Raw genomic sequence first — 21551 nt, forward strand, 5'->3', positions numbered from 1 at the left:
GGCTCTGGCTCTGGCTCTGGCTCTGGCTCTGGCTCTGGCTCTGGCTCTGGCTCTGGCTCTGGCTCTGGCTCTGGCTCTTCAGGTTGAGACAGTTCGATAGACTGGTCAACAAAAAACGCTTCCGGTTCACTATTTTCTTCGCCCAATAGCGAAGTGAAATAATCATCCAGCGCTTGTTCACTCGATAGACTTTGTCGTGTCTCTGTTAATTCGTTATTCACGCTCATTTATCGCTAACCTCTCAAGATAAATAAGCAATTGTTTATAAGCAAATACACCGCGACTACCCGACGCAAAGTGAGAGGCTGGCAAACGTTTTAAGCTCGCATCTCGAAACTTGGTATCAATCGGTACGGCAGATGTCCAAACTTGGTTCGGGTAATCATCTTTAAGCTGAGTGAGTGTTTGTAGTGATGCTCTGGTCCGTTTATCGTACATCGTCGGTATAATCGTCACTTTAAACGGTGTTTTACGAGACTTCTGCATGATGGATAAAGTGCGAATCATGCGCTCTAAGCCCTTCATTGCCAAAAACTCAGTCTGTACAGGAATCAAAATACGATCACTCGCCGCCAAAGCATTGACCATCATGACACCCAGAATGGGCGGACAGTCAATAAGCACGTAGTCATAGTCACTTTGCAAAGCCACTAAAGCGCGCTTCAAGATCAATCCCATACCACTTCGATTTCCCATTACACGATCTAATGTCGCTAATGACATATGTGCAGGAATAATATCGATACCTTCGACTTCCGTTTGTAAAAGCAAAGGTCTTACCGTCTGCGCGGTAAACTCACGCAACTGGAACAGATCAAACAGGCTCGATTCTACCGTATCTGAGTCGTAACCCAGATAGGTGGTCAGTGATGCATGTGGGTCAGTATCAACCAACAGAACACGGTGCCCCTTCAACGCAAGTAAACCTGCTAGAGTCACGGTCGTAGTCGTTTTACCAACACCACCTTTTTGGTTTGCAACACTCCAAACAATCATGTCGATTTACCTAAGCTAAGCCAACTTCAACCAAGATCCTTTCCGCAATGCGGTCGAGAGGTAGGTCTTCAGTAGAAATGCCCGCTTTTGCTACCGCTTGAGGCATACCATATACAACACAACTGTCTTCATCTTGTGCCCAAATCGTCGAGCCCGCAGTTTTCAACATACGCGAACCTTCTCGACCATCTGCGCCCATACCGGTCAGTATCATAGACAACACTTTGTCGCCGTAGATCTTTGCAGCAGAGCCGAATGTGACATCCACACAAGGCTTGTAGTTCATGCGGTCGCCGCCATCGATAATTCTTAGACGTGCCGAACCGGCTCTGCCATCCACCATCATCTGTTTACCACCCGGAGCAAGATACGCCACACCAGCTTTCAACATATCTCCATCTTGCGCTTCACGAACTTCAATCTTACATAGGCTGTTCAGACGGTTAGCAAAAGCGGCAGTAAACGTAGCAGGCATATGCTGAACCAACACAATCGGATGTGGATAATGAGCCGGAATGTGCGTCAAAATTTTCTGTAGTGCAACAGGGCCGCCAGTCGAAGTACCAATGGCTGTTAATTGATACTTCTTACCTGAAGCTCTGAATTTCGCTGTCGCCGCAACTGTAGGTTTAGCAACCGAAGTAGCGGCTGTTATTGGTTGGCGTAATGGCGTTGAAGTTGAAGTCGTTGCTGTCGCTCTCGGCGCAATAGGAGCACGACGCATAAATGCACGCTTTGCAGCAATCTGAATTACGCGCTGTTGAAGCAATGCAACTGCATCGTCGCGGTTACGTGCGATGTCTTCAAACTTCTTAGGTAAGAAGTCGAGAGCACCTGCATCCAAAGCATCCAATGTTGCTTTCGCACCATCATGTGTTAACGATGAAAACATCAAAATAGGCGTAGGCGACGCGGCCATAATTTCACGAACAGCGGTGATGCCATCCATGACCGGCATTTCAATATCCATCGTAATAACATCGGGTCTTAACTTTTTGGCTTTCTCAACGGCCTCTTTGCCGTTTACTGCTACATCGATGACTTCTAGGCGAGCCTCTGAGTTGATGATCTCACTAACGCGACGTCGAAAAAAACTCGAATCATCAACAACTAATACTTTAATCGCCATATTTATCCTTAAATTCTTGACGCAGCTGCGTACTGCTTCAACAAGTCCGGCACATCAAGAATCAATGCAATGTGTCCGTCACTTGTAATTGTCGCGCCTGCCATTCCTGGCGTGCCTTGCAGTAGCTTATCAAGTGGCTTGATAACAACTTCTTCTTGGCCGATAAGCGTGTCGACAACAAAACCAACACGTTGGCTACCCAGTTGTACGATAACAACATGGCCGTGCCCTTTACGCAGTTCGACAATACCCGCTTTAGGTGCAAGCCAGTTTTGTAAATAGAACAACGGGATAGATTTATCGCGAACGATGATAGTCAGCTGACCATCAACCACGTTAGTGCAACTTAAGTCTAGGTGGAAAATCTCGTTCACCGATGCCAAAGGCAATGCAAACGGGTGACCAGCGACACCAACCATCAAGGTTGGCAGAATCGCTAAAGTGAGTGGAACCTGGATCGTGATCTTGGTGCCCTGTCCCATCTCTGAATCAATGTCAATTGAGCCATTCAATGTGTTGATCGCTGTTTTCACAACGTCCATACCCACACCACGACCAGAGATATCTGAGATCTTCTCTTTGCTGGAGAAGCCAGGAGCAAAAATTAGGTTAAAACACTCTTTATTTGATAAGCGAGACGCGGCGTCTTCATCCATCAAACCACGTTTAACCGCGATAGCTCGAAGCTTATCAGGGTCCATACCGCCACCGTCATCAACGATAGCCAATTCAATGTGGTCACCTTCTTGAGAGGCAGAAAGAATCACTTTACCCGTTCTAGACTTACCTGCAACAACACGGTCGTCCGGCATTTCAATACCATGGTCGACAGAGTTTCTTACTAAGTGAATCAGGGGATCGGCCAGTGCTTCCACTAAGTTTTTATCAAGATCCGTTTCTTCACCACGCATTTCAAGAACGATGTCTTTGTTTAAAGTACGAGCAAGATCACGAACAACTCGAGGGAAACGGCCAAATACTTTCTTGATCGGCTGCATGCGGGTCTTCATTACCGCACCTTGAAGATCCGCTGTCACAACGTCTAAGTTAGAGACGGCTTTCTCCATTTCTTCATCATCACTGTTCAGGCCAAGGCTGACCAGTCGATTGCGAACCAAGACAAGCTCACCCACCATATTCATGATGGTATCAAGGGTTGACGTATCAACGCGCACTGTTGCGTCAGCTTGCTGCTTCTTCGCTGGCACTTTTGCTTCTGATTTCGTCGGTGTTTCTTTCACTTCAGCAACGGCTGATTGCTGAGGTTTAGGTGCTGCTTTTGCTACAGGAGCTGTGATCTCGGGCTTCACAGCGGCTGGTTTAGTTGCCACGTCTAGCTCTTCAAGAGTTGGGCCATTACCTGAACCATGTAACTGGTCAAGTAACTTCTCAAACTCTTCGTCAGTCATCAGGTCATCGCCTTCAGACATCGCCGAAACAGGTGCTGCAGGAGGCGCTGGCGGAGGAGGCGGCGTTGAACTTGCCGCTGTCGGACTCTTACCCGCGCCGTGCAGTTCATCTAATAACTTTTCAAATTCGTCATCAGTAATATCACCACTGTCAGCAACAGGCTGAGGTGCAGCGGGTGCTGGTGCAGAAGGCGCTGTTGGTGAACCACCTTTACCGTGCAGCTCATCAAGCAAGCGTTCAAACTCATCTTCAGAGATATCATCGACTGAAGAGGCATTGATATTTGAGCTTTCAACAACCGGTTCAGGTACCGCAGGCGCTTCAACAATAGGTTCAGGGATGACCTGTGATGGGGATTCTACTGGTGCCACTTCCTCGGCAGACTGTGGTTTGCAGAGACGATGAAGTTCATCCAATAAAGCTTGTTCAGCGGGAACTAAAGGCTCCGAATCTTGCACGGCTTGAAACTGCACATTGACGGTATCGAGAGCTTGTAGCATGGTATCCATCAAACCTGACGTTACGCTACGTTGGCCGTTTCTTAGAATGTCGAAAACATTCTCAGCACCATGACAAGTATCCACCAGTTCAGTTAATGCTAGGAAACCAGCACCCCCTTTCACTGTATGGAAACCACGGAAAATAGCGTTTAATAGCTCTTTGTCGTCAGGGTTATTCTCAAGCTCTACCAGTTGTTCTGATAAGAGTTCAAGGATTTCTCCTGCTTCGACTAAAAAGTCCTGAAGAATATCTTCGTCTAAATCGTAGCTCATAGGTTACCTTTAAAATCCAAGACTGGATAACAAATCGTCGACTTCATCTTGAGATGCAACAGCATCTTCACGCTCTTCTGGGTTCATAATTGGACCTTCAGGAGCAATCGATGCTTTCTTCTCTGACTCTGGAGTTGGCTCTTTTTGATTCGCACCGAATACCGTGAGAATCTCGACCAAACGTCCTTCCACCTCATTTACCAAGGTAATAACTTTGCTAATTATCTGCCCAGTTAAATCTTGGAAATCCTGAGCCATCAAGATTTCAGTCAATTGTCCGCGTAGTTCAGTACTGTCGCCTTCTACTTGGACAAGCAATCCATCAATGCGGTGACATAAAGCTTTAAATTGTGCCAGCTCAATGCGGCCATGCATCAGTTCATTCCATTGAGGCCTCACTTGAAGTAGACCCTCGTGTAGGTTGTCCGCTATTGGCATGCAGCAATCAACAGCGTCCATCGTTTTATTCGCCGCAACTTCTGTTTTATCTATGACGTATTGAAGGCGATCCCTTGCGTCAGGGATTTCATCATTTGCGATGACGCTAATGCGTTCATCGAAATTAAATTGAGTCAAAGAATCGTGAAGATCGCGAGTCAAACTACCTATTTCTTGAAGCATTGGGTTGTCTTGAAGACTAAAATTGTCTTCATAAATACTTCTAACAAGAGAATCAGCATCTTGCTGTTCATCGTTTTCAAGCAGTTCTACTAATTGTTTTGCTTGTGCTAATGAAATCATCCTGAGTTTAGCCTTACTCCGCATACTTCGTTCGCTTAGGTTATCGAGATAGACAGAGAACGGTTCAGTCAGTGTTTATCCAGAAATTCCTAAAACGTATTGATCGCTTATAAGCGATCAAAAATCTTATCAAGTTTCTCTTTCAGCGTGGCTGCAGTGAAAGGCTTCACAATGTAACCATTAACACCTGCTTGTGCGGCTTCAATGATTTGCTCACGCTTCGCCTCTGCTGTGATCATCAGCACAGGTAGATGCTTAAGTTCTGCATCTGCACGAATGTGTTTAAGCAAGTCAATACCTTGCATACCGGGCATGTTCCAGTCCGTTACCACGAAATCAAATTCGCCTTTTTTCAGCATAGGTAATGCGGTCAAGCCATCATCTGCTTCTTGAGTGTTGTTGAAACCTAGATCACGAAGTAGGTTTTTAACAATTCGGCGCATCGTTGAAAAGTCATCAACAATGAGAATTTTCATGTTTTTGTTCAAATTAGCCTCCACTGAATAAGATCAGTGTTGTTAGTCGTTCTGTGTCCAAGCACTTAACTTAGTGCGTAGACGCTGCATAGATTGGCTCAATATTTGGCTGACACGAGACTCGCTGACACCTAATATTTCCCCTATCTCTTTTAAATTGAGTTCTTCATCATAATAAAGTGAAAGCACAAGGCCTTCTCTTTCTGGAAGTTGTTTTATTGAATCGATCAAAGCTTGACGAAAAGACTCATCGGCGACGCCTTGAAAAGGTGCGTTGTCTTGAGAGTCCTCATTCGGAGATATTACATCATCTGAGACGCCTAAATCTTCGATTCCGACCAGTCTTGAGCAATTAATATCCGTTAAAGCACTGTGATACTGCTCTAAACTGAGTCCCATGTGCTTCGCCACTTCGACATCACTAGGGTCGCGGTTGAGAATCCCCTCCAACTCCGCGATTGCACTGCTGATTTCACGATTGTTTTTATGAACCGATCTCGGCACCCAATCTCCACGACGTATGTCATCTAACATCGCCCCGCGAATTCGGATCCCAGCATATGTCTCGAAGCTAGCCCCTTTAGTACCATCATAATTTTGTTGAGCTTCAATCAAGCCGATCATGCCAGCTTGAATCAAATCATCAACCAACACATTCGGCGGTAATCGCCCCAGCAAGTGATGAGCGATACGTTTAACCAACACAGAGTACTTCTCAAAAAAAGCCTGCTGGCTATTGTGATTAGCATGTTGATCGTAAGTAAGCGCTTTATTCACCAAATGGGTCCTCTACAAATTCAGTACGATTCAGTAATCTTTCAACAAAAAACTCCAAATGCCCACTTGGTGTTTTAGGGATTGGCCAGGTCAATGCCTTATTTGACAATGAACTGATTGCTAATGCCGCAGGAGAGCGAGGAAATGCATCGACTACAATTTTCTGTCTCTTCACGGCTTGACGTACTTTATCATCTAAAGGAATACATGCTACGAGTTCGAGGTTCACATTTAAGAAACGCTCTGTGACCAAAGTCAATTTTGCAAATAATTCTCGCCCTTCGCGATAGCTTCTGACCATATTGGCGACAACTTTGAATCGCTGAACTTGATGTTCTCGACTCAAGAGCTTAATTAAGGCATAAGCATCCGTAATTGACGTTGGTTCATCACACACGACCACGACTACATCCTGCGCCGCTCTTGAGAAGCTGATCACCATATCAGAAATACCGGCGGCTGTATCGACAAGCAAGATATCCATCTCGTCTTCAAGCGAACCAAAGGCACGAATCAACCCCGCATGTTGAGCATGCGACAATTCAGTCATGCTCTGCGTGCCTGACGTTGCAGGAATAATTCTAATTCCGTGCGGCCCTTCGACAATCGCATCTTTAAGCTCACATTCACCAGCCAACACGTGCCCGAGATTTCGTTTAGAGCGAATGCCTAGCATAATATCGACGTTGGCTAGCCCTAAGTCGGCATCCAATACCATGACTTTTTTGCCTTGGCGCGCCATACAAATAGCCATACCTAACGTTACATTAGATTTACCAACACCTCCTTTACCACCGGTTACAGCGATAACTTTTGTGAGTGAAGGCTTGGTTAAGCGACGGAGGCCGCTAGCTTGATCATGTATCATATTTTCATTCATATTTATCCGCCGCCTAGAGCCCTTCAGAATCGCTATTCCAGTAATGAGGTTCATTCTCTGTAGATTTTTCTAATAACTCATTGGCCTTAGCCATCATGTACTTTGGCTGAGCAATAACAATATCTTCAGGAACTCGTTGACCATTTGCTATGTAAGCAACTGGTAATGCATTTTGTATTACGACACTGATGAATTCACCTAGACTTAAGGATTCATCCAGCTTAGTCATGATGCACCCCGACAACGGGATTCGTCTAAAGTGCTCAATGGTTTCTTGCAGCACTTTACGTTGTGCCGTTGCTGGCAACACAAGGTAACTATTGATAACGGAACCACTCTCTTGCATCAAGGTGTCTAACTGTTCAGATAGGCGAACATCTCGTTGTCCCATGCCTGCAGTATCGACCAAAATCAGGCGACGATTACGCAACTGATATATAACATCGGCCAATTCACTAGAATCTTTAGCAACTCTTACCGGACAACCCATAATTCTACCATAAATTGATAGCTGCTCATGCGCCCCGATACGATAAGTATCTGTTGTCACCAGTGCGACATTGTCTGCACCATATTCCATTGCGGCTCTTGCCGCTAGCTTTGCAACGGTCGTTGTTTTACCCACACCAGTCGGACCTAATAAGGCCACAATACCACCGCGTTTTAAAATATCGGTTTGTGTCACTGAAATCTGGTCCGCGACCAAGGCTAGCAATGCCTTCCAAGCGCGAGCAGGTTTAGTGTCTTCAGGAATGTAACAAGCCATTTGATCCGCAAGCTCGGCAGAAACCCCCATACGCTCAAGACGCTTAATTAACATTGCTCGCAGAGGTTCACGACGCTCAACTTCTTGCCACATTAATCCTGATACTTGATGTTCTAACAAGCGACGAATAGAGGTCATCTCTTCGCGCATTGTTTCCATCTCGGTATCTGTACCTTTGGATTGCCCCCCCTCACGATGACGATCGTAACGAGTAGGATCAAGACGAGGCGCTGGACGATCGACTCTGCGATCTTCGGCAATTAATTGAGATAGACCCGTTTCACGAGCAAATGCAGAGTCGAGACGGCCGTTAGACTGTTGGTTACCCGTTAACTGACGATTGCTCCCGGACTGGCGATTCAACAGCGCTGACAACGAGTCTTCATTTTCAGCACGATGTTGTGAGCTTTCATCGGCACCATGACTGTATTGTTTGAGCATATTCGCAAAGCGCTTGGTCATTGATCGTCCGCCTTCAGCACTCGTCTGTAGGCTAACCTTGTCATCGTCTAGTTGACGACGCCCTACCGGTGCTGCGGGCGCGGCCATTTGCGTATACTGACTTTGCGCAGGCTGTTGGGGTTTATTTAACCGTGAACTCGTTGTTGATGGGCTCGATTCACCATCAATAGCAGCAACAATTTCTACGCCACCAGCGACCTTTTTATTTGACATGATCACGGCTTCTGAACCAAGCTCTTCTTTGACTTGGAGCAGAGCTGTTCGCATATCTTTTGCAAAAAATCGTTTAATTTTCAATTCGTTCGTCCGTTCTAATTAGGCGGTTTAATTACCAACAGCTTGTACTATGCGTATCTGCTTTTCGTCCGGTATCTCTTGATAAGATAACACTCTCAAGTTTGGGATCGTGTTTTTCACGAATTTAGCCAACGTCGAACGTAATACACCAGAGGTCAGTAGCACCGCGGGCTCTCCCTTCAGCTCTTGTTCTTGTGTCGCTTGGCTGAGAGATGTTTGTAAACGTTCGGCTAAACCTGGTTCAATTCCTGCAGATTCCCCGCCAGAGGCCTGCATCGTCTGATGCAAAATTTGTTCCAACTCTGGAATTAGGGTAATGACAGGTAACTCTGGCTCTATACCATTGATTTCTTGAACAATTAGTCGTTTTAATGAAATACGAACTGCGGCAGTGAGTATGTCAGGTTCTTGACTCTTACCTGAATATTCCGACAAAGTTTGGACGATTGTTCGTATATCTCGAATGGGAATGGCTTCATTTAACAGGTTTTGTAGCACTTTCACTACAACACCAAGCGACAGTTGCTCTGGCACAAAACCTTCAACGAGCTTGGGCGTAGAACGACTAAGCATTTCAAGCAAGTTCTGCACTTCCTCGTGACCAATCAGCTGCGATGCATTGTTCGTTAACAATTGACTAAGATGCGTTGCCAACACGGTTGATGAATCCACAACCGTGTAACCTAAGGCTTGTGCGTGTTCACGTTGCTCTTCACGGATCCACACGGCTTCAAGGCCAAATGCAGGGTCAATCGTCTGCTCACCATCGATTATCCCGTAAACTTGACCGGGATTGATGGCGAGTTCCATGTCAGGCTTGATCTCAGCCTCACCAACCGCCACTCCCATCAACGTAATTCGGTAACTGTTTGGCGTTAGCTCAAGGTTATCGCGAATATGCACTGCTGGGATCAAGAAACCAAAATCTTGAGACAGCTTTTTACGTACCCCTTTCACTCGCTCAAGCAATTCACCCCCTTGATCTCGATCGACCAGAGGAATTAAACGATACCCCACTTCCAAGCCAATAATATCGACCGGCTGAACATCATCCCAAGAGAGTTCTTTCTGAGAGCCTTGCTCTCCTTTYGCTTCAATGGTTGCTGGTAGATTTTGGTCTTGCGCTTTTTTCTTATGTTTTTTATCAATAAAGTACGCCCCAGCGCCTGCAACCGCAGCGAGACTTAAAAATGAGAAGTGCGGCATACCAGGTACAATCCCCATAATTCCAAGGATACCCGCTGTGATCATTAAGGATTTGGGATTATCAAACATTTGGAAGACGAGTTGTTGTCCCATGTCTTCATCGGTATTCTGACGCGTCACCATCATCGCAGCAGCGATAGAAAGCAGCAGTGAAGGAATTTGTGCAACCAGGCCGTCACCAATCGTCAGTAATGTATAGATCTCGATGGCTTCACCAAAACCAAGGTTAAACTGGACCATACCAATGCTCAAACCACCAATGATATTGATGAACAAGATCAAGATACCGGCAATCGCATCCCCTTTAACAAACTTAGATGCACCGTCCATTGAACCGTAAAAGTCGGCTTCTTTAGTCACTTCAAAGCGGCGGGTACGAGCCTGTTCTTGATCGATCAAACCCGCATTCAAATCGGCATCAATTGCCATCTGCTTACCCGGTAAAGCATCCAAGGTAAAACGTGCACTGACTTCCGATATCCGACCCGCACCTTTGGTGACCACCATAAAGTTGATGATCATCAAGATCAAAAACACCACCAAACCAACCGCATAGTTACCACCAATCACCACGTTACCGAAGGCTTCAATAACGTTACCGGCAGCATCACCACCTTCATGACCATGGAGCAATACCACTCGGGTCGAAGCAACGTTCAAGGCCAAGCGAAGCAGAGTCGCGATGAGCAAGACCGTGGGGAATGCTGCGAAATCTAAAGGCCTGCGGGTATAAACCGAAACCAATAGCACAACCATAGACAGTGCAATATTAAAGGTGAAGAACATATCCAACAAGAAAGCTGGAATCGGCAACACCACCATAGCAAGCGTTGCAAGTACCATGACAGGCGCACCAATTGCAGGCATCGCTCGATTAGGAATTTTAGGTAGCTTGTCCGCAAAAGGCAGGGAGAATTTCATAAATCTAGGCAGTTTCACTATATTGTCGCTCTCTCGCCAAGCTGATTGAGGCTCAGGTCCAAGCTATGCTTCTATGGTTTAGAAAACATGGGTTTATAATACACGGCTTTATAATGAACCGGTGGTAATGATCGGGGTTATTATATTCACAATTGATATAGCAAGCATTATACCAACCTATCTCGTCAATTTATCGCCACCCGATCAAAAAAAAGAAGGCGCGATGATAACGCCATTATCCGTGTTCATCGCTCTCAGCTCAAGCAATTGATCTAATAGCGCATATCGGGTGGGATCGACATATTGGAATCTTGTAACTTTGGCCTCTCCCCCCCTTTTTTTCGATACTGTTTAAGCTGAAACACATAAGCAAGTATTTGTGCCACCGCCGTAAACAAACCGTCAGGAATTTGTTGTTCGAGTTCTGTGGTGTGGTAAAGCGCCCTCGCTAATGGGGGAGCTGGAATAATATAGATATCATTCTCACGCGCAATTTCACGAATTTTCATCGCCATATGGTCAACCCCTTTGGCGACCACTATTGGCGCTTTGTCTTGATTCTGCTTATAACGCAAAGCCACCGAAAAGTGTTCAGGATTGGTCACTATCACATCAGCTTGTGGAACATCAGCCATCATACGACGTTGGGCCGCTTCCCGTTGCAACATTCGAATTCGACCTTTCACTTCAGGTTTCCCTTCCGTGTCTTTAAACTCATCTTTCACTTCTTGTTTAGTCATCTTCAGCTGATCGGCGTGCTGCCAGATCTGAAACGGGATATCAATAGCGACAACAATTAACAAAGAGCAACTAATAAGAAGAATAAAGTTAAGTAAAATATCCAGAGCATGGAATATATTCTGTGGGTACACCTCGATGCTCAGTTGCATCAAATCGTGCTGAGAAGCGTGAATAAGATAAATAGCCATCCCAGAAACGAGCGCTACTTTCAGAATAGATTTCAACAGTTCAACCCAACTTTGCAGGCCAAACATCCGTTTAATACCGCTCAATGGATTTAACTTAGACGCCTTAGGCATCGCCGCTTGCATTGAAAAGCTAACTCCGCCAACTCCAGCTGCACCGATCACTGCAGCAACGAATAAGGTTATCAGAATCAAGAACAATGGGTAGAATAGGTTCACCAACGCGCCACCGACTATTTCTAGAAGCTTATTGGTATTAAATACTTCATCACGGCTTAGTGAAAATAGACGTTGCATGGCCTCGAACAAAGCTTTCGCCATCGAATCACCAAACCACATCAAGGCAATCGCCCCTACAATCAACACCGACGCCGACGCAAGCTCTTTTGATCTTGCAACCTGACCTTTTTCTTTGGCCTGTTGCAAGCGCTTGGGCGTGGCGTCTTCGGTACGTTCTTGACCGTCTGACTCTGCCATTTCAGTCTCCTAACATTCTAATCGGATGAGACGACATATCTGTTGTTCGCCTTGCATCCAGAATAGCTCATAGTGCCCATACAAACCGCTAAGGATATACCAACAAATCAATAGACCTACGAGTAGTGCAAATGCAAAACCCAAAGAAAATATATTAAGTTGAGGCGCGGCACGCGTCATTACACCAAATGAAAGGTTAATCGTTAACAGGGCAATGATGCCCGACAATGACATCGATAATGCCGTTTTGAACATAATGCCAAGCCACAGTGCCAGTTCTCTGAAATCCACCGCCGTTAGAGAGCCACTACCAATCGGTAAAGTCTTAAAGCTAAACACCACCAATTGCAGCATTTTCAAGTGACCATCCGTTGCTAAAAAAAACAGGGTCGCTAGCAGCATAAACAACTGACCGAGCACCGGTGTATTCTGACCATTAGCTGGATCGACCATGGAAGCGAAACCCAAACTCGATTGCATACCCAGAATCTGACCAAGCATAACGAAAGTTTGAAGCATGAACTGGGTGACAAATCCCATGGCAACACCAATGACAATTTGCTCAAAGACCGTTAAAAAACCTTGGAAGGACAGCAGTTCAATGTCTTTAGGCACTGCGGGGATCGCAGGCATTACGGCAAAGGTAATCGCCAAACCTAAATACAGACGAATGCGAGGGGAAACAAAACGTGCCCCTGTTACCGACATAACCATCAGCATGGCTGAGATACGAGTGTACGGCCAAAAATAATTGGCTAACCACTCTAGTACTAGGCTCGTCGGGAATTCCATATCGGTTTAATACAAAACTTGTGGTAAGCGTTCAATGATCTCGAAAAAGAACTCCATCATCATCTGTGTCATCCAATGCGCAAACATCATCAAGGCTAACAACGTCACGATTAAACGCGGCAAAAAGCTTAGCGTTTGTTCGTTGATGGATGTTGCGGCTTGAAAGACAGCGACAACTAGACCGATCAATAGGCTAGGAATAATAATGGCGCAAACCATGATTAATACCATCCAAAGTGCGTCTCGGAACAATTCGACGAATATTTCAGGATTCATGATACCCCCAGCTACACGACAAAACTGCCGGCGAGTGTCGAGAGTATCAAGTTCCAACCATCAACAAGAACAAATAACATCAACTTAAACGGCAGTGACACAATCATCGGTGACAGCATCATCATCCCCATAGCCATCAATACAGAGGCAACCACCAAGTCAATGATAAGGAAAGGCAAGAACAACATAAAACCGATCTGAAATGCCGTTTTCAGCTCAGAGGTGATAAACGCAGGAATGAGAACGGCCATAGATACATCTTCAGGATTACTCACTTCTGATCCCGACATATCCACAAAGGTCTCAAGATCTTTAAGTCGAGTCTGCTTAAGCATGAAAGACTTAATTGGGGCTTGGGCAACATCAAATGCCTGTCTTGCTGATATTTGTTCATTAAGATAAGGCTGAACCGCTTGTTCATTTACCTGATTGATCACAGGGGACATTATGAAAAAGGTCAAAAATATCGCAATACCAATAATCACTTGGTTTGAAGGCGTTTGTTGTAGACCCATTGCCTGGCGCAAGATAGACATGACCACCACAATTCGGGTAAACGAGGTCATCAAAATCACCATCGCCGGCAAAAAGCCGAGCATGGTCATTAAGGCCAATATTTGCAAATTGATAGAGTAATCTTCCCCACCGTTCGCGTTGGTCGTCATGGTGAAGGCTGGAATACCCCCGCCATTCCCAGTCAAGCTACCCGTCGTCATGGTTTGCGATTTGGATTGGTCTTGTTCCATAGTACTGGTGGTTACTGACTCTGAACCTGCGACATTGGCGGGAATGACCGTGCCGTCTTCAGCCTGTGCTGATACCGACACACTGAATACAAGAGTACAGAGAAAAATAAGCTGAACCAGCAGCACTTTCGCCGCTCGGAAAGCGCCGGTTTGGCAACAGTAAGATGAGTTTAAAAGCCGGTTATTTGTTTGCATCTTTTTTCATTAGTTGGGAAAGCTGACTTGAAAATGAACTTCTTTCCAGCATCTCCTGAGTGAGAGGTTTATCAAGCTTAGAGAGCAACTGAATGGACTGCGTGGTAATGCCAACCAAGAACTGTTCATCACCCGCTTGAACAATAGCAATACGCTCTTTCGTTCCTACCGGAATTTGCCTCACAATCGCTAAGCCTTGTTGCTTAGACATAGCCGGTACTTGCATTCGCTTCAATAACCAAGCAATCAATAAGATGAATGCTATAACGAAAATTAGCGACCCGAAAGTGGTCGCTAAATCCAGAGAGGGAGGCGTGGCGGCAAATGCCATCGTGGGAAAGCAAAATAGCCCGGCCCCAATCCATCGCTCAGACGTAAAACGCATTAGCGAAGCTTCTTAATTCTTTCTGTTTGGCTAATAACGTCCGTCAAACGAATACCAAACTTATCATTGACGACAACCACTTCACCATGAGCGATCAAAGTACCATTAACCATTACATCCAGTGATTCACCTGCGATTCTATCCAGCTCAACAACCGAACCTTGATTGAGTTGAAGTAAGTTTCGAATACTGATCTGAGAGCGTCCTACTTCCATCGAAATGGTCACAGGGATATCCATAATGGTATCGAGCTTGCGGCGCTCATCTTCAGAAATCGGAGTCGATGAATCGGTTAGCTCGTCAAGTGGGGCTGCCAGTACATCATCGACATCAATTGACGGCGCTAAAGGGTCTTCACCAAGTGCTGCAGCCCATTCATCTGCCAGCTTTTGATCTTCACTAGGTTCCATTGCCAATTCCTATACTTTATCTATTTTGCTATTCGTTATCGTCACTATTTTCAAGTTCCGACATTAAGTCTTTACCTAAAAACGCGAGATCAGTTTTAACCACATGCGGTCTTTGAATTTTTTCAGAAATCTGTACTGCGAGCTTCTCGCCTGAACGTCCCATTTTCACACGATAAGTCGGCAGTTCTTCGACGAACATCGTCGCGTGTTCAGGCATTTTCATTGGAATGACATCACCAGGGCGCAGCTCCATAAGGTCACGCAGAGAAATGTCTTGCTCTAGCAGGTTAACTCGAAAGTTGACAGGCACATCCATGATTTCATCACGCAGTGCAGAGCTCCAGCGAACATCGGTTTCCATTTTGTCTGATTGAACACCGGCATCCAACAATTCACGAATCGGCTCTACCATTGAGTAAGGCATGACCACATGGAAATCACCACCACCGCCATCCACTTCAATGTGAAATGAACTCACAACAATGACTTCTGTTGGGCTCACAATGTTCGCCATACTTGGATTCACTTCAGAATCTAAATACTCAAACTCAACACCCATCACAGGAGACCATGCTTCCCGGTAGTCTTCAAAAACAATTTTTAGCAGTAACTGAATAATTCGTCTCTCGGTGGGCGTAAACTCACGACCTTCAATCTTAGCGTGAAAGCGGCCATCCCCCCCAAAGAAGTTCTCTACGAGAATAAAGACAAGACGGGCTTCCATGGTGATCAGCGCCGTCCCTTTTAATGGACGAAAACGAACCATGTTTAAACTGGTCGGAACATACAATGTATTTTGGTACTCACCAAACTTCATCATTTGTACGCCGTTGATCGACACCTCAGCCGTTTTACGCAACATATTGAACAAACTAATGCGCATATGACGAGCAAAACGCTCGTTAATAAGTTCAAGGGTCGGCATTCGACCACGGACGATTCGATCTTGAGATGAGAAGTCGAAATTGATTGCATTTTCATTTTCGGTTTCTACAGCATCTTCAACGTCGTCAACATCATCAACGCCGTGTAACAGCGCATCAATTTCGTCTTGGCTTAATAAATCGGTCACAAATTACCTATTGAATTACGAAGTCAGTGAATAGCACTTTTTCTATTACAGGCAGGCCAACAGCTTGAGTTAGGCTTGCTTTAATATCTTCCGTCGCCTTGTCACGCAGTTCAACTCGTCCTGTTAGGGAGCGCAATTGGTCAACCGTTGCAGACGCAAATGTTGCCAGTAACGTACTTTCGATGAGTGGCGTATGGTAGCGAGCTAAATCTTCATTCTTACTTCCACGAACCATGAGCTGTACTTTTATTTGAACGAGACGATCTTTTTTATCACCCGTAACATTGAACAAAAAGGGTTGTGGAATATTAACATACATCACAGGTTCTACAGCGACGACCGTGTTAACGGGCTGCGACTGTGATTCAGAAACACTACCATCATCGGAACCGAGGAAAAAGAACAGTGCTGCGCCAACTCCGAGCAATACAACGACAACGGCAATAATGATAATAGGAAGCTTACTTTTCTTTTTAGCTGGATCTTGTTCTTCAGACATATTGTTTCCTAACGTCCTATTCTTTTAATGAGCTTGTTATGCGCTGATATTAAGCATAATAACTGATTCCATCACGCTTTGATGCGACATTCAATTCAAGATTGCTGCCGCTATCAAGGTTTTCCGCACCTTGAGTACCATTTGTGCGGTTAGAGCCGGTTTGTTGCTCACCATGGCCATATCTCTCTTGCCCTTGACCAGAGTTCTGTTGCTGAACTGACGAATCAGCAAGCTGTATACCTTGTTGAGCAAACATTTCTCTCAAGCGAGGTAATGTTTGGTCAATCACATCTCTCGCTTGTTGATTCGTCACTGTAAAGTGCACGTTCGCCACATCATTATTCATGGTCATTCTGATTTTCATATGACCCAATTCGGGTGGGTCGAGACGAATATCCAAACTCTTAAGGTTCTTAGACATCATCATTTGTATTTTTTCAGCCACTTGCTCATTGGCGAGCTCTTTAGTGAGCTGCAAAGGCGCCTGTTGGGCAGCTTGAATTTCTGCTCGTGTCGGTGCTGAACCAACCGTTGCTGTTCCTTGTGCGCCAGCCGCAGAAGCAATCTGCTGGGCCAAGGAAGAATCTTTAGAATCTTCTTTAGCCCCTGCCTTACCCAAACCAGACAGTGCTTCGACACCAGCTTCCGCTTTAAGAAGTGCTTCCGTCGAGCCTGCTTTTGTGGCTGCTGACGCGGCATTCATCACAGGGTTTTGCGCTGCTAGACTTGGATCCAAAGCGGTTTGCTGCGGTATTGTGGCTGCATTCCCTTGTTGAGACACCAATTGCTGAGCTGCCGCATGTGCGTTACTGGCATGTTGCATTGCCGCTTTATCCGTGAACGCATTGTTGGTTGATTGAGAAGCTGCCTGCGCTGACACTTGCTGTGCTGCCGTCGCTACGGCCGCTGTTGATACTGCCGAAGCGACCGCTTTAGTTTCATTTGAATCCGTATTATCCCAATCAATGGCGACTGGCTTACCAGATAGGTTGCTCTCGTTCGGATCTTGGCTCAGTAAAGCCTTTGCTTGCTGCTGAACATTGACTAACTGTCGATTCAACAAGTCTAAATTTGCGGTCGCAGTCGCCAGAGCAGCTTGTTCATCAACCGTCAATGTAGCGCCACTTTGTTGCTTTTGAACCAATCCATCGACAACCGATTGTTCTGATTCAATTTGTTCATTCAGTTGGTTGAGCGCTTTGGTTTGAGCATCGACCTGCTTGGCAAGTTCAATATCTGCCGCTGACAGAGCTTGGCTCTGATCTACAGCTCGCCCACTGACCGTATTCTTTTGGCTCAGTTCTCTGCTCATACTCGCTTCAATTTGCTCTGGGGTGATACCTTTATCCATTAACTGTCGAATTTCAGTATCCGTCAACTGAGAAACCCCCTTACCACCGGTAAGTACAGCAATTTCAGAATCGACTTCAAGACTCTTCTCTTGATTGGCTGCATTTGTTTGTTGTGCCATGTTGTCCACGGCATTGCTATCAGAAACACCAGCAGCAGGAGCTCCTGAAATATCGCCTTGAACTTGACCCATTTGAGCTTGTTGGGGCAAGCCTTTGCCGTTTGTTGGTTGCTTCAGTGTTTTGCTTGCCTCATCCAACTGATCAAGCAACTTATTGCCTTCGCTCATTGCTGCATTAGCTTGAGATGCACCCTGAACCTTCGGCCCGTCAGAATCGCTATCGACCGCTGTTTGCTCAGATTGGACACCTTGATTCGGGACCGCAGCTAACGTTCCGTCATCCGACGAAGTCGAGGAAGCTTTGGCTTTCGACTCTGAATCCTGTTCGGATGTTTGTTCAGTGGCTATTTTATCCGTCGTCGTATTTTCAACACCCGTCGCTTGCTTAGTTTGCTCTTCGCTAGCCTCAGCTGAATCATCGTTGGTCTTATCCGCTGAAGGTTCGCCGTCAATCGTCTGTTTTTCTTCGGATTTTAAGGCGGTTGCTGTGTCTTTTACTGCAGCTTTGCTATCACTTTCTTCAAAGCCGAGCGCTTCTTTAAAAGACTCAAAGAAACCTTTTGAATCACCGGTCTCTTCTACCTTGGAAGAAGCAGAACCGGAGTCCAACAACGGTGACGTTTTGCTGGTCGCTGAATTTGAGGAAAGACTAACATTCATATATACAAGCTCTATCTACTAGCTTTGCCGCCACTTTGTTAGGCAACAAAAAGAAAGTCGGGGGCTTTTCATACCATTAAGGGCATAAAACGCAGTTTTGTAGTAATGCAGCAAGAAACATGCCTATATTTTTTCATCCCCCCTGACGCACAACATTGATGTCAATCGTAACTAAGAGTCACACCTTCTTTCGGCTGTAGAGCAGAGTTGAGAACTCATCCATTTGCTTTTGTTCTCTTTGATCTTGCAACTTTACTTTCTCTTTCTGCTTTTTTTCCATTAGCCACTCGTAAGACTTACGCTTTTTACGCAACTCCATCCAGTAGTTTTGGCAGTTATCGACCTGATTTTTAAAATGATGTTCCGCTTCTCTTTGCTTTGAGAGCGTCTCATCCAATTGAGTTAAAAAGCGATTTAAGTGACCATACTGACTGGCCGTCAAACCCGCTTTGCCACGGTCGACCAGTTGCTGGCAATAATCCAGTCGATATTTTTCGATCTGTGCGACCTGCTCATAATACCCTTCTAATTCAGTATTTGCTTTATTGAGCGCTAATACCGCTTGATTCTCTTTGTCTTTCGCTTGATCGAGAAGAAATTCTAGTGCGTTATCCATGGCTGACCTTATTCACCCGTTACCCCCCTAATACATGTTTCAACATATTGACGCACATGTCGTATGGCACGGTTTCTTTCATCTTCTGTTGCAAGTATTCATCTAATCTCGGCTTCAGGGTGAAGGCACTATCAATGGCAGGATCGGTGCCCGCCTTATAAGTACCAATCGAAACTAAATCTTGATTTTTTCGGCAAATAGACAGCACTTGTCGCACCGCTTTCGACATCAAAACGTGCTCTTCTGTCGTGATTTGAGGCATAACACGACTGACCGATTTCTCTACATCAATCGCAGGGTAATGACCGGCATCAGCCATCTCACGTGACAGCACAATATGACCATCAAGAATCGCTCGCGACGCATCCGCAATAGGATCTTGTAAATCATCACCTTCGGTTAAAACGGTAAAGAAAGCGGTGATAGAACCTTGTTCATCATTACCGTTACCAGCACGTTCAACCAATGCGGGAAGTTTAGCAAATACCGATGGTGGATAACCTTTGGTTGCTGGCGGCTCACCCACAGACAAAGCAATTTCACGTTGTGCTTGAGCAAAACGCGTCAACGAGTCCATCAATAATAGAACATCTAAACCTTGATCTCGGAAGTATTCTGCAACCGCTAACGCGGTTTGACAGCCTTTTAAGCGCATCAATGGCGAAGAATCCGCCGGTGCGGCAACAACAACCGAACGTTTACGCCCATCTTCACCAAGAATTTCTTCAATAAATTCTTTTACTTCTCGTCCACGCTCACCAATAAGCCCGACCACAACCACTTGCGCGGTAGTACCTCGAGTCATCATACCAAGCGTGACCGACTTACCAACACCCGATCCAGCAAACAAACCAATACGTTGCCCTTTACCAACGGTAAGCAAACCATTGATCGCTTTCAAGCCAACATCAAGCGGCTCAGAAATAGGCTTACGCGCTAAGGGGTTAATTGGCTCCGCATTAAATGAAGCGCGTTGCTCGGTGTAAATCGGTCCTAACCCATCAAGTGGGTTACCCACACCATCGATAACACGTCCAAGCAACTCCATTCCAACAGGAATACCGCTCTCTGACGTCAACGGAGTCACACGAGCGCCGGGTAAGATCCCGGTAATTTGCTCACTTGGCATCAAAAAAAGGTTATCACCAGAGAAGCCCACGACCTCAGCTTCCATTTGACCAGACATCGTTTCAACTAAACACAAGCTACCGATTGGCGCTTTACAGCCAGTCGCTTCGAGTGTTAGACCAACCACACGCACCAATTTACCGGATGCAATTGGTCGGGACTTTAGCCCTTCGACTTTGTATTGACTCAGGCGATCCGCAAGCTCGAGCATTATTCATGCCCCTGATAGCGGTTTACGCCACAGAAGTTTTGAATGACGTTCTTGATGCGCTCTTCCATACGATAGTTAACACTCGACTCACCCGCTTCGATTTGAACATCACCACGGTTAAGGGCGGGTTCCGCGACCAACTCCCAATTACGACAATCCAATTCTGTTTCACCATAGGCAGAGCGAATAATGGCGACATCTTCAGGGTTCAACTTCAGAGTGATCGCGTGACCAGAAATAGGCAATGACTCGACCGATTCTTTGACGCTATCCAAGATGATTTGTTGGTTGGTTTGTACTTCAACATGCACCACTTCTTTGACCATGGTCAGCACCATGTCGACCAGTTGCTTTTCAACCTGAGCATTCATGAGTTCCAACGGCTGAGCAAATTGGTTAGCAAGCCCCATAAAGATAGCCACTTGTTGTTGAATGTATTCTTGTCCAGCCGTAACGCCTTCAAGCTTACCGACTTCGTTGCCCTCTTGATGACCTGCGGTAAACCCTTCTTCTTTGCCTTTTTCATAGCCCTGCTTGAAGCCAGCCTCTTGCCCTTGGTGAAACCCTTCCTGATAAGCGCCTTTCTTGATCAATTCGATTTGCTCTTCAGTCAAAATCAACGCTTCATCTTCGATGGCTTCTTCAACCGTAGGCATCCAGCCAGGATCATAGTTAAAGGCGGTTTCTTTGGCTTGTTTATTCACATCAGAGGTGTAGTCAGGCAGCCCCCATTTCTGAGGTTGGGCAACCGTATTATCTTCTTCGGGGCGCAGGAAGCCGCGTTTTCTATCACCTGACATATCAGTACCTATCTATGAGTGAGTCAAACTGTATTGTAAATTCAATCGGTTAG

General features: G+C 45.7%; 21 protein-coding genes and 1 pseudogene. All 22 read right to left on the reverse strand.

Translation table 11 applies throughout. The features are described 5' to 3' along the window. Positions 1–227, reverse strand: a pseudogene (locus L4B77_RS13150) (chemotaxis protein CheW); the annotation flags it as partial. After that, on the reverse strand, positions 214–996 hold the full coding sequence (locus L4B77_RS13155) for a ParA family protein (protein ID WP_261839179.1): 783 nt from the start codon (positions 994–996) through the stop codon (positions 214–216). The gene L4B77_RS13155 and the pseudogene L4B77_RS13150, both read right to left, overlap by 14 nt. Before the next feature lie 10 nt (positions 997–1006). After that, a complete protein-coding gene (locus tag L4B77_RS13160; protein ID WP_261839178.1) occupies positions 1007–2125 on the reverse strand; it encodes a protein-glutamate methylesterase/protein-glutamine glutaminase in 1119 nt (372 codons plus the stop codon). A gap of 8 nt (positions 2126–2133) precedes the next feature. After that, positions 2134–4308, reverse strand: coding sequence for a chemotaxis protein CheA (locus tag L4B77_RS13165; RefSeq protein WP_429750944.1), 2175 nt, complete (start codon positions 4306–4308; stop codon positions 2134–2136). A gap of 9 nt (positions 4309–4317) precedes the next feature. Beyond that, complete coding sequence (locus tag L4B77_RS13170; RefSeq protein WP_261839176.1) at positions 4318–5049, reverse strand: protein phosphatase CheZ; 732 nt, start codon at positions 5047–5049, stop codon at positions 4318–4320. A gap of 107 nt (positions 5050–5156) precedes the next feature. Beyond that, positions 5157–5525 (reverse strand): chemotaxis response regulator CheY, encoded by a 369-nt coding sequence (gene cheY, locus L4B77_RS13175; RefSeq protein ID WP_016767062.1) that lies wholly within the window; start codon positions 5523–5525, stop codon positions 5157–5159. A 42-nt stretch (positions 5526–5567) separates the two neighbouring features. Then, positions 5568–6302 (reverse strand): RNA polymerase sigma factor FliA, encoded by a 735-nt coding sequence (locus tag L4B77_RS13180; protein ID WP_261839175.1) that lies wholly within the window; start codon positions 6300–6302, stop codon positions 5568–5570. Then, a complete protein-coding gene (locus L4B77_RS13185) occupies positions 6295–7182 on the reverse strand; it encodes a MinD/ParA family protein (protein WP_261839174.1) in 888 nt (295 codons plus the stop codon). The genes L4B77_RS13180 and L4B77_RS13185 overlap by 8 nt, the downstream gene beginning before the upstream one ends. 13 nt (positions 7183–7195) lie before the next feature. After that, positions 7196–8707 carry a flagellar biosynthesis GTPase FlhF gene (flhF, locus tag L4B77_RS13190; protein WP_429750948.1) on the reverse strand — a complete coding sequence of 504 codons (1512 nt, stop codon included), beginning with the start codon at positions 8705–8707 and terminating at the stop codon, positions 7196–7198. A gap of 27 nt (positions 8708–8734) precedes the next feature. After that, positions 8735–10834, reverse strand: coding sequence for a flagellar biosynthesis protein FlhA (gene flhA, locus L4B77_RS13195; RefSeq protein WP_429750970.1), 2100 nt, complete (start codon positions 10832–10834; stop codon positions 8735–8737). Between the two features lie 272 nt (positions 10835–11106). Next, positions 11107–12237, reverse strand: a complete 1131-nt coding sequence (gene flhB / locus L4B77_RS13200) for a flagellar biosynthesis protein FlhB (RefSeq protein ID WP_261839172.1) — start codon at positions 12235–12237, stop codon at positions 11107–11109. 9 nt (positions 12238–12246) lie between these two features. Then, complete coding sequence (gene fliR, locus L4B77_RS13205) at positions 12247–13029, reverse strand: flagellar biosynthetic protein FliR (protein WP_261839171.1); 783 nt, start codon at positions 13027–13029, stop codon at positions 12247–12249. A gap of 6 nt (positions 13030–13035) precedes the next feature. Beyond that, the gene (gene fliQ, locus L4B77_RS13210; protein WP_261839170.1) at positions 13036–13305 is read right to left on the reverse strand and encodes a flagellar biosynthesis protein FliQ; all 270 of its coding nucleotides are present in this window, start codon (positions 13303–13305) and stop codon (positions 13036–13038) included. An 11-nt stretch (positions 13306–13316) separates the two neighbouring features. Then, complete coding sequence (gene fliP, locus L4B77_RS13215; protein WP_429750951.1) at positions 13317–14246, reverse strand: flagellar type III secretion system pore protein FliP; 930 nt, start codon at positions 14244–14246, stop codon at positions 13317–13319. Beyond that, entirely contained in the window at positions 14233–14631 is a 399-nt protein-coding gene (gene fliO / locus L4B77_RS13220; protein ID WP_261839168.1) for a flagellar biosynthetic protein FliO, read from the reverse strand. Before fliO ends, fliP begins: the two co-directional genes overlap by 14 nt. Then, on the reverse strand, positions 14631–15041 hold the full coding sequence (fliN, locus tag L4B77_RS13225; protein WP_261839167.1) for a flagellar motor switch protein FliN: 411 nt from the start codon (positions 15039–15041) through the stop codon (positions 14631–14633). The genes fliO and fliN overlap by 1 nt, the downstream gene beginning before the upstream one ends. Positions 15042–15069: 28 nt before the next feature. After that, positions 15070–16113: a flagellar motor switch protein FliM gene (fliM, locus tag L4B77_RS13230; protein WP_261839166.1), complete on the reverse strand. Its 1044-nt coding sequence runs from the start codon at positions 16111–16113 to the stop codon at positions 15070–15072. A 7-nt stretch (positions 16114–16120) separates the two neighbouring features. After that, positions 16121–16612 (reverse strand): flagellar basal body-associated protein FliL, encoded by a 492-nt coding sequence (gene fliL, locus L4B77_RS13235; RefSeq protein WP_261839165.1) that lies wholly within the window; start codon positions 16610–16612, stop codon positions 16121–16123. A gap of 49 nt (positions 16613–16661) precedes the next feature. Then, a complete protein-coding gene (locus tag L4B77_RS13240; RefSeq protein ID WP_429750954.1) occupies positions 16662–18743 on the reverse strand; it encodes a flagellar hook-length control protein FliK in 2082 nt (693 codons plus the stop codon). Between the two features lie 178 nt (positions 18744–18921). Continuing rightward, the gene (gene fliJ, locus L4B77_RS13245) at positions 18922–19359 is read right to left on the reverse strand and encodes a flagellar export protein FliJ (RefSeq protein ID WP_429750956.1); all 438 of its coding nucleotides are present in this window, start codon (positions 19357–19359) and stop codon (positions 18922–18924) included. A gap of 19 nt (positions 19360–19378) precedes the next feature. Next, positions 19379–20698, reverse strand: coding sequence for a flagellar protein export ATPase FliI (gene fliI, locus L4B77_RS13250; protein WP_429750958.1), 1320 nt, complete (start codon positions 20696–20698; stop codon positions 19379–19381). After that, on the reverse strand, positions 20698–21498 hold the full coding sequence (gene fliH, locus L4B77_RS13255) for a flagellar assembly protein FliH (RefSeq protein WP_429750960.1): 801 nt from the start codon (positions 21496–21498) through the stop codon (positions 20698–20700). The genes fliI and fliH overlap by 1 nt, the downstream gene beginning before the upstream one ends. Between the last annotated feature and the right edge of the window lie 53 nt (positions 21499–21551).

It is taken from the genome of Vibrio minamisatsumaniensis, from assembly GCF_050337445.1.
Lineage (GTDB): Bacteria > Pseudomonadota > Gammaproteobacteria > Enterobacterales > Vibrionaceae > Vibrio > Vibrio artabrorum.

Excerpts from the sequence above, each read along its gene's own strand:
- L4B77_RS13155 (WP_261839179.1), bottom strand. The coding sequence starts at position 996 with ATGATTGTTTGGAGTGTTGCAAACCAAAAAGGTGGTGTTGGTAAAACG.
- L4B77_RS13160 (WP_261839178.1), bottom strand. The coding sequence starts at position 2,125 with ATGGCGATTAAAGTATTAGTTGTTGATGATTCGAGTTTTTTTCGACGT.
- L4B77_RS13165 (WP_429750944.1), bottom strand. The coding sequence starts at position 4,308 with ATGAGCTACGATTTAGACGAAGATATTCTTCAGGACTTTTTAGTCGAA.
- L4B77_RS13170 (WP_261839176.1), bottom strand. The coding sequence starts at position 5,049 with ATGATTTCATTAGCACAAGCAAAACAATTAGTAGAACTGCTTGAAAAC.
- cheY (WP_016767062.1), bottom strand. The coding sequence starts at position 5,525 with ATGAAAATTCTCATTGTTGATGACTTTTCAACGATGCGCCGAATTGTT.
- L4B77_RS13185 (WP_261839174.1), bottom strand. The coding sequence starts at position 7,182 with ATGAATGAAAATATGATACATGATCAAGCTAGCGGCCTCCGTCGCTTA.
- flhB (WP_261839172.1), bottom strand. The coding sequence starts at position 12,237 with ATGGCAGAGTCAGACGGTCAAGAACGTACCGAAGACGCCACGCCCAAG.
- fliR (WP_261839171.1), bottom strand. The coding sequence starts at position 13,029 with ATGGAATTCCCGACGAGCCTAGTACTAGAGTGGTTAGCCAATTATTTT.
- fliQ (WP_261839170.1), bottom strand. The coding sequence starts at position 13,305 with ATGAATCCTGAAATATTCGTCGAATTGTTCCGAGACGCACTTTGGATG.
- fliP (WP_429750951.1), bottom strand. The coding sequence starts at position 14,246 with ATGCAAACAAATAACCGGCTTTTAAACTCATCTTACTGTTGCCAAACC.
- fliO (WP_261839168.1), bottom strand. The coding sequence starts at position 14,631 with ATGCGTTTTACGTCTGAGCGATGGATTGGGGCCGGGCTATTTTGCTTT.
- fliN (WP_261839167.1), bottom strand. The coding sequence starts at position 15,041 with ATGGAACCTAGTGAAGATCAAAAGCTGGCAGATGAATGGGCTGCAGCA.
- fliL (WP_261839165.1), bottom strand. The coding sequence starts at position 16,612 with ATGTCTGAAGAACAAGATCCAGCTAAAAAGAAAAGTAAGCTTCCTATT.
- L4B77_RS13240 (WP_429750954.1), bottom strand. The coding sequence starts at position 18,743 with ATGAATGTTAGTCTTTCCTCAAATTCAGCGACCAGCAAAACGTCACCG.
- fliJ (WP_429750956.1), bottom strand. The coding sequence starts at position 19,359 with ATGGATAACGCACTAGAATTTCTTCTCGATCAAGCGAAAGACAAAGAG.
- fliI (WP_429750958.1), bottom strand. The coding sequence starts at position 20,698 with ATGCTCGAGCTTGCGGATCGCCTGAGTCAATACAAAGTCGAAGGGCTA.
- fliH (WP_429750960.1), bottom strand. The coding sequence starts at position 21,498 with ATGTCAGGTGATAGAAAACGCGGCTTCCTGCGCCCCGAAGAAGATAAT.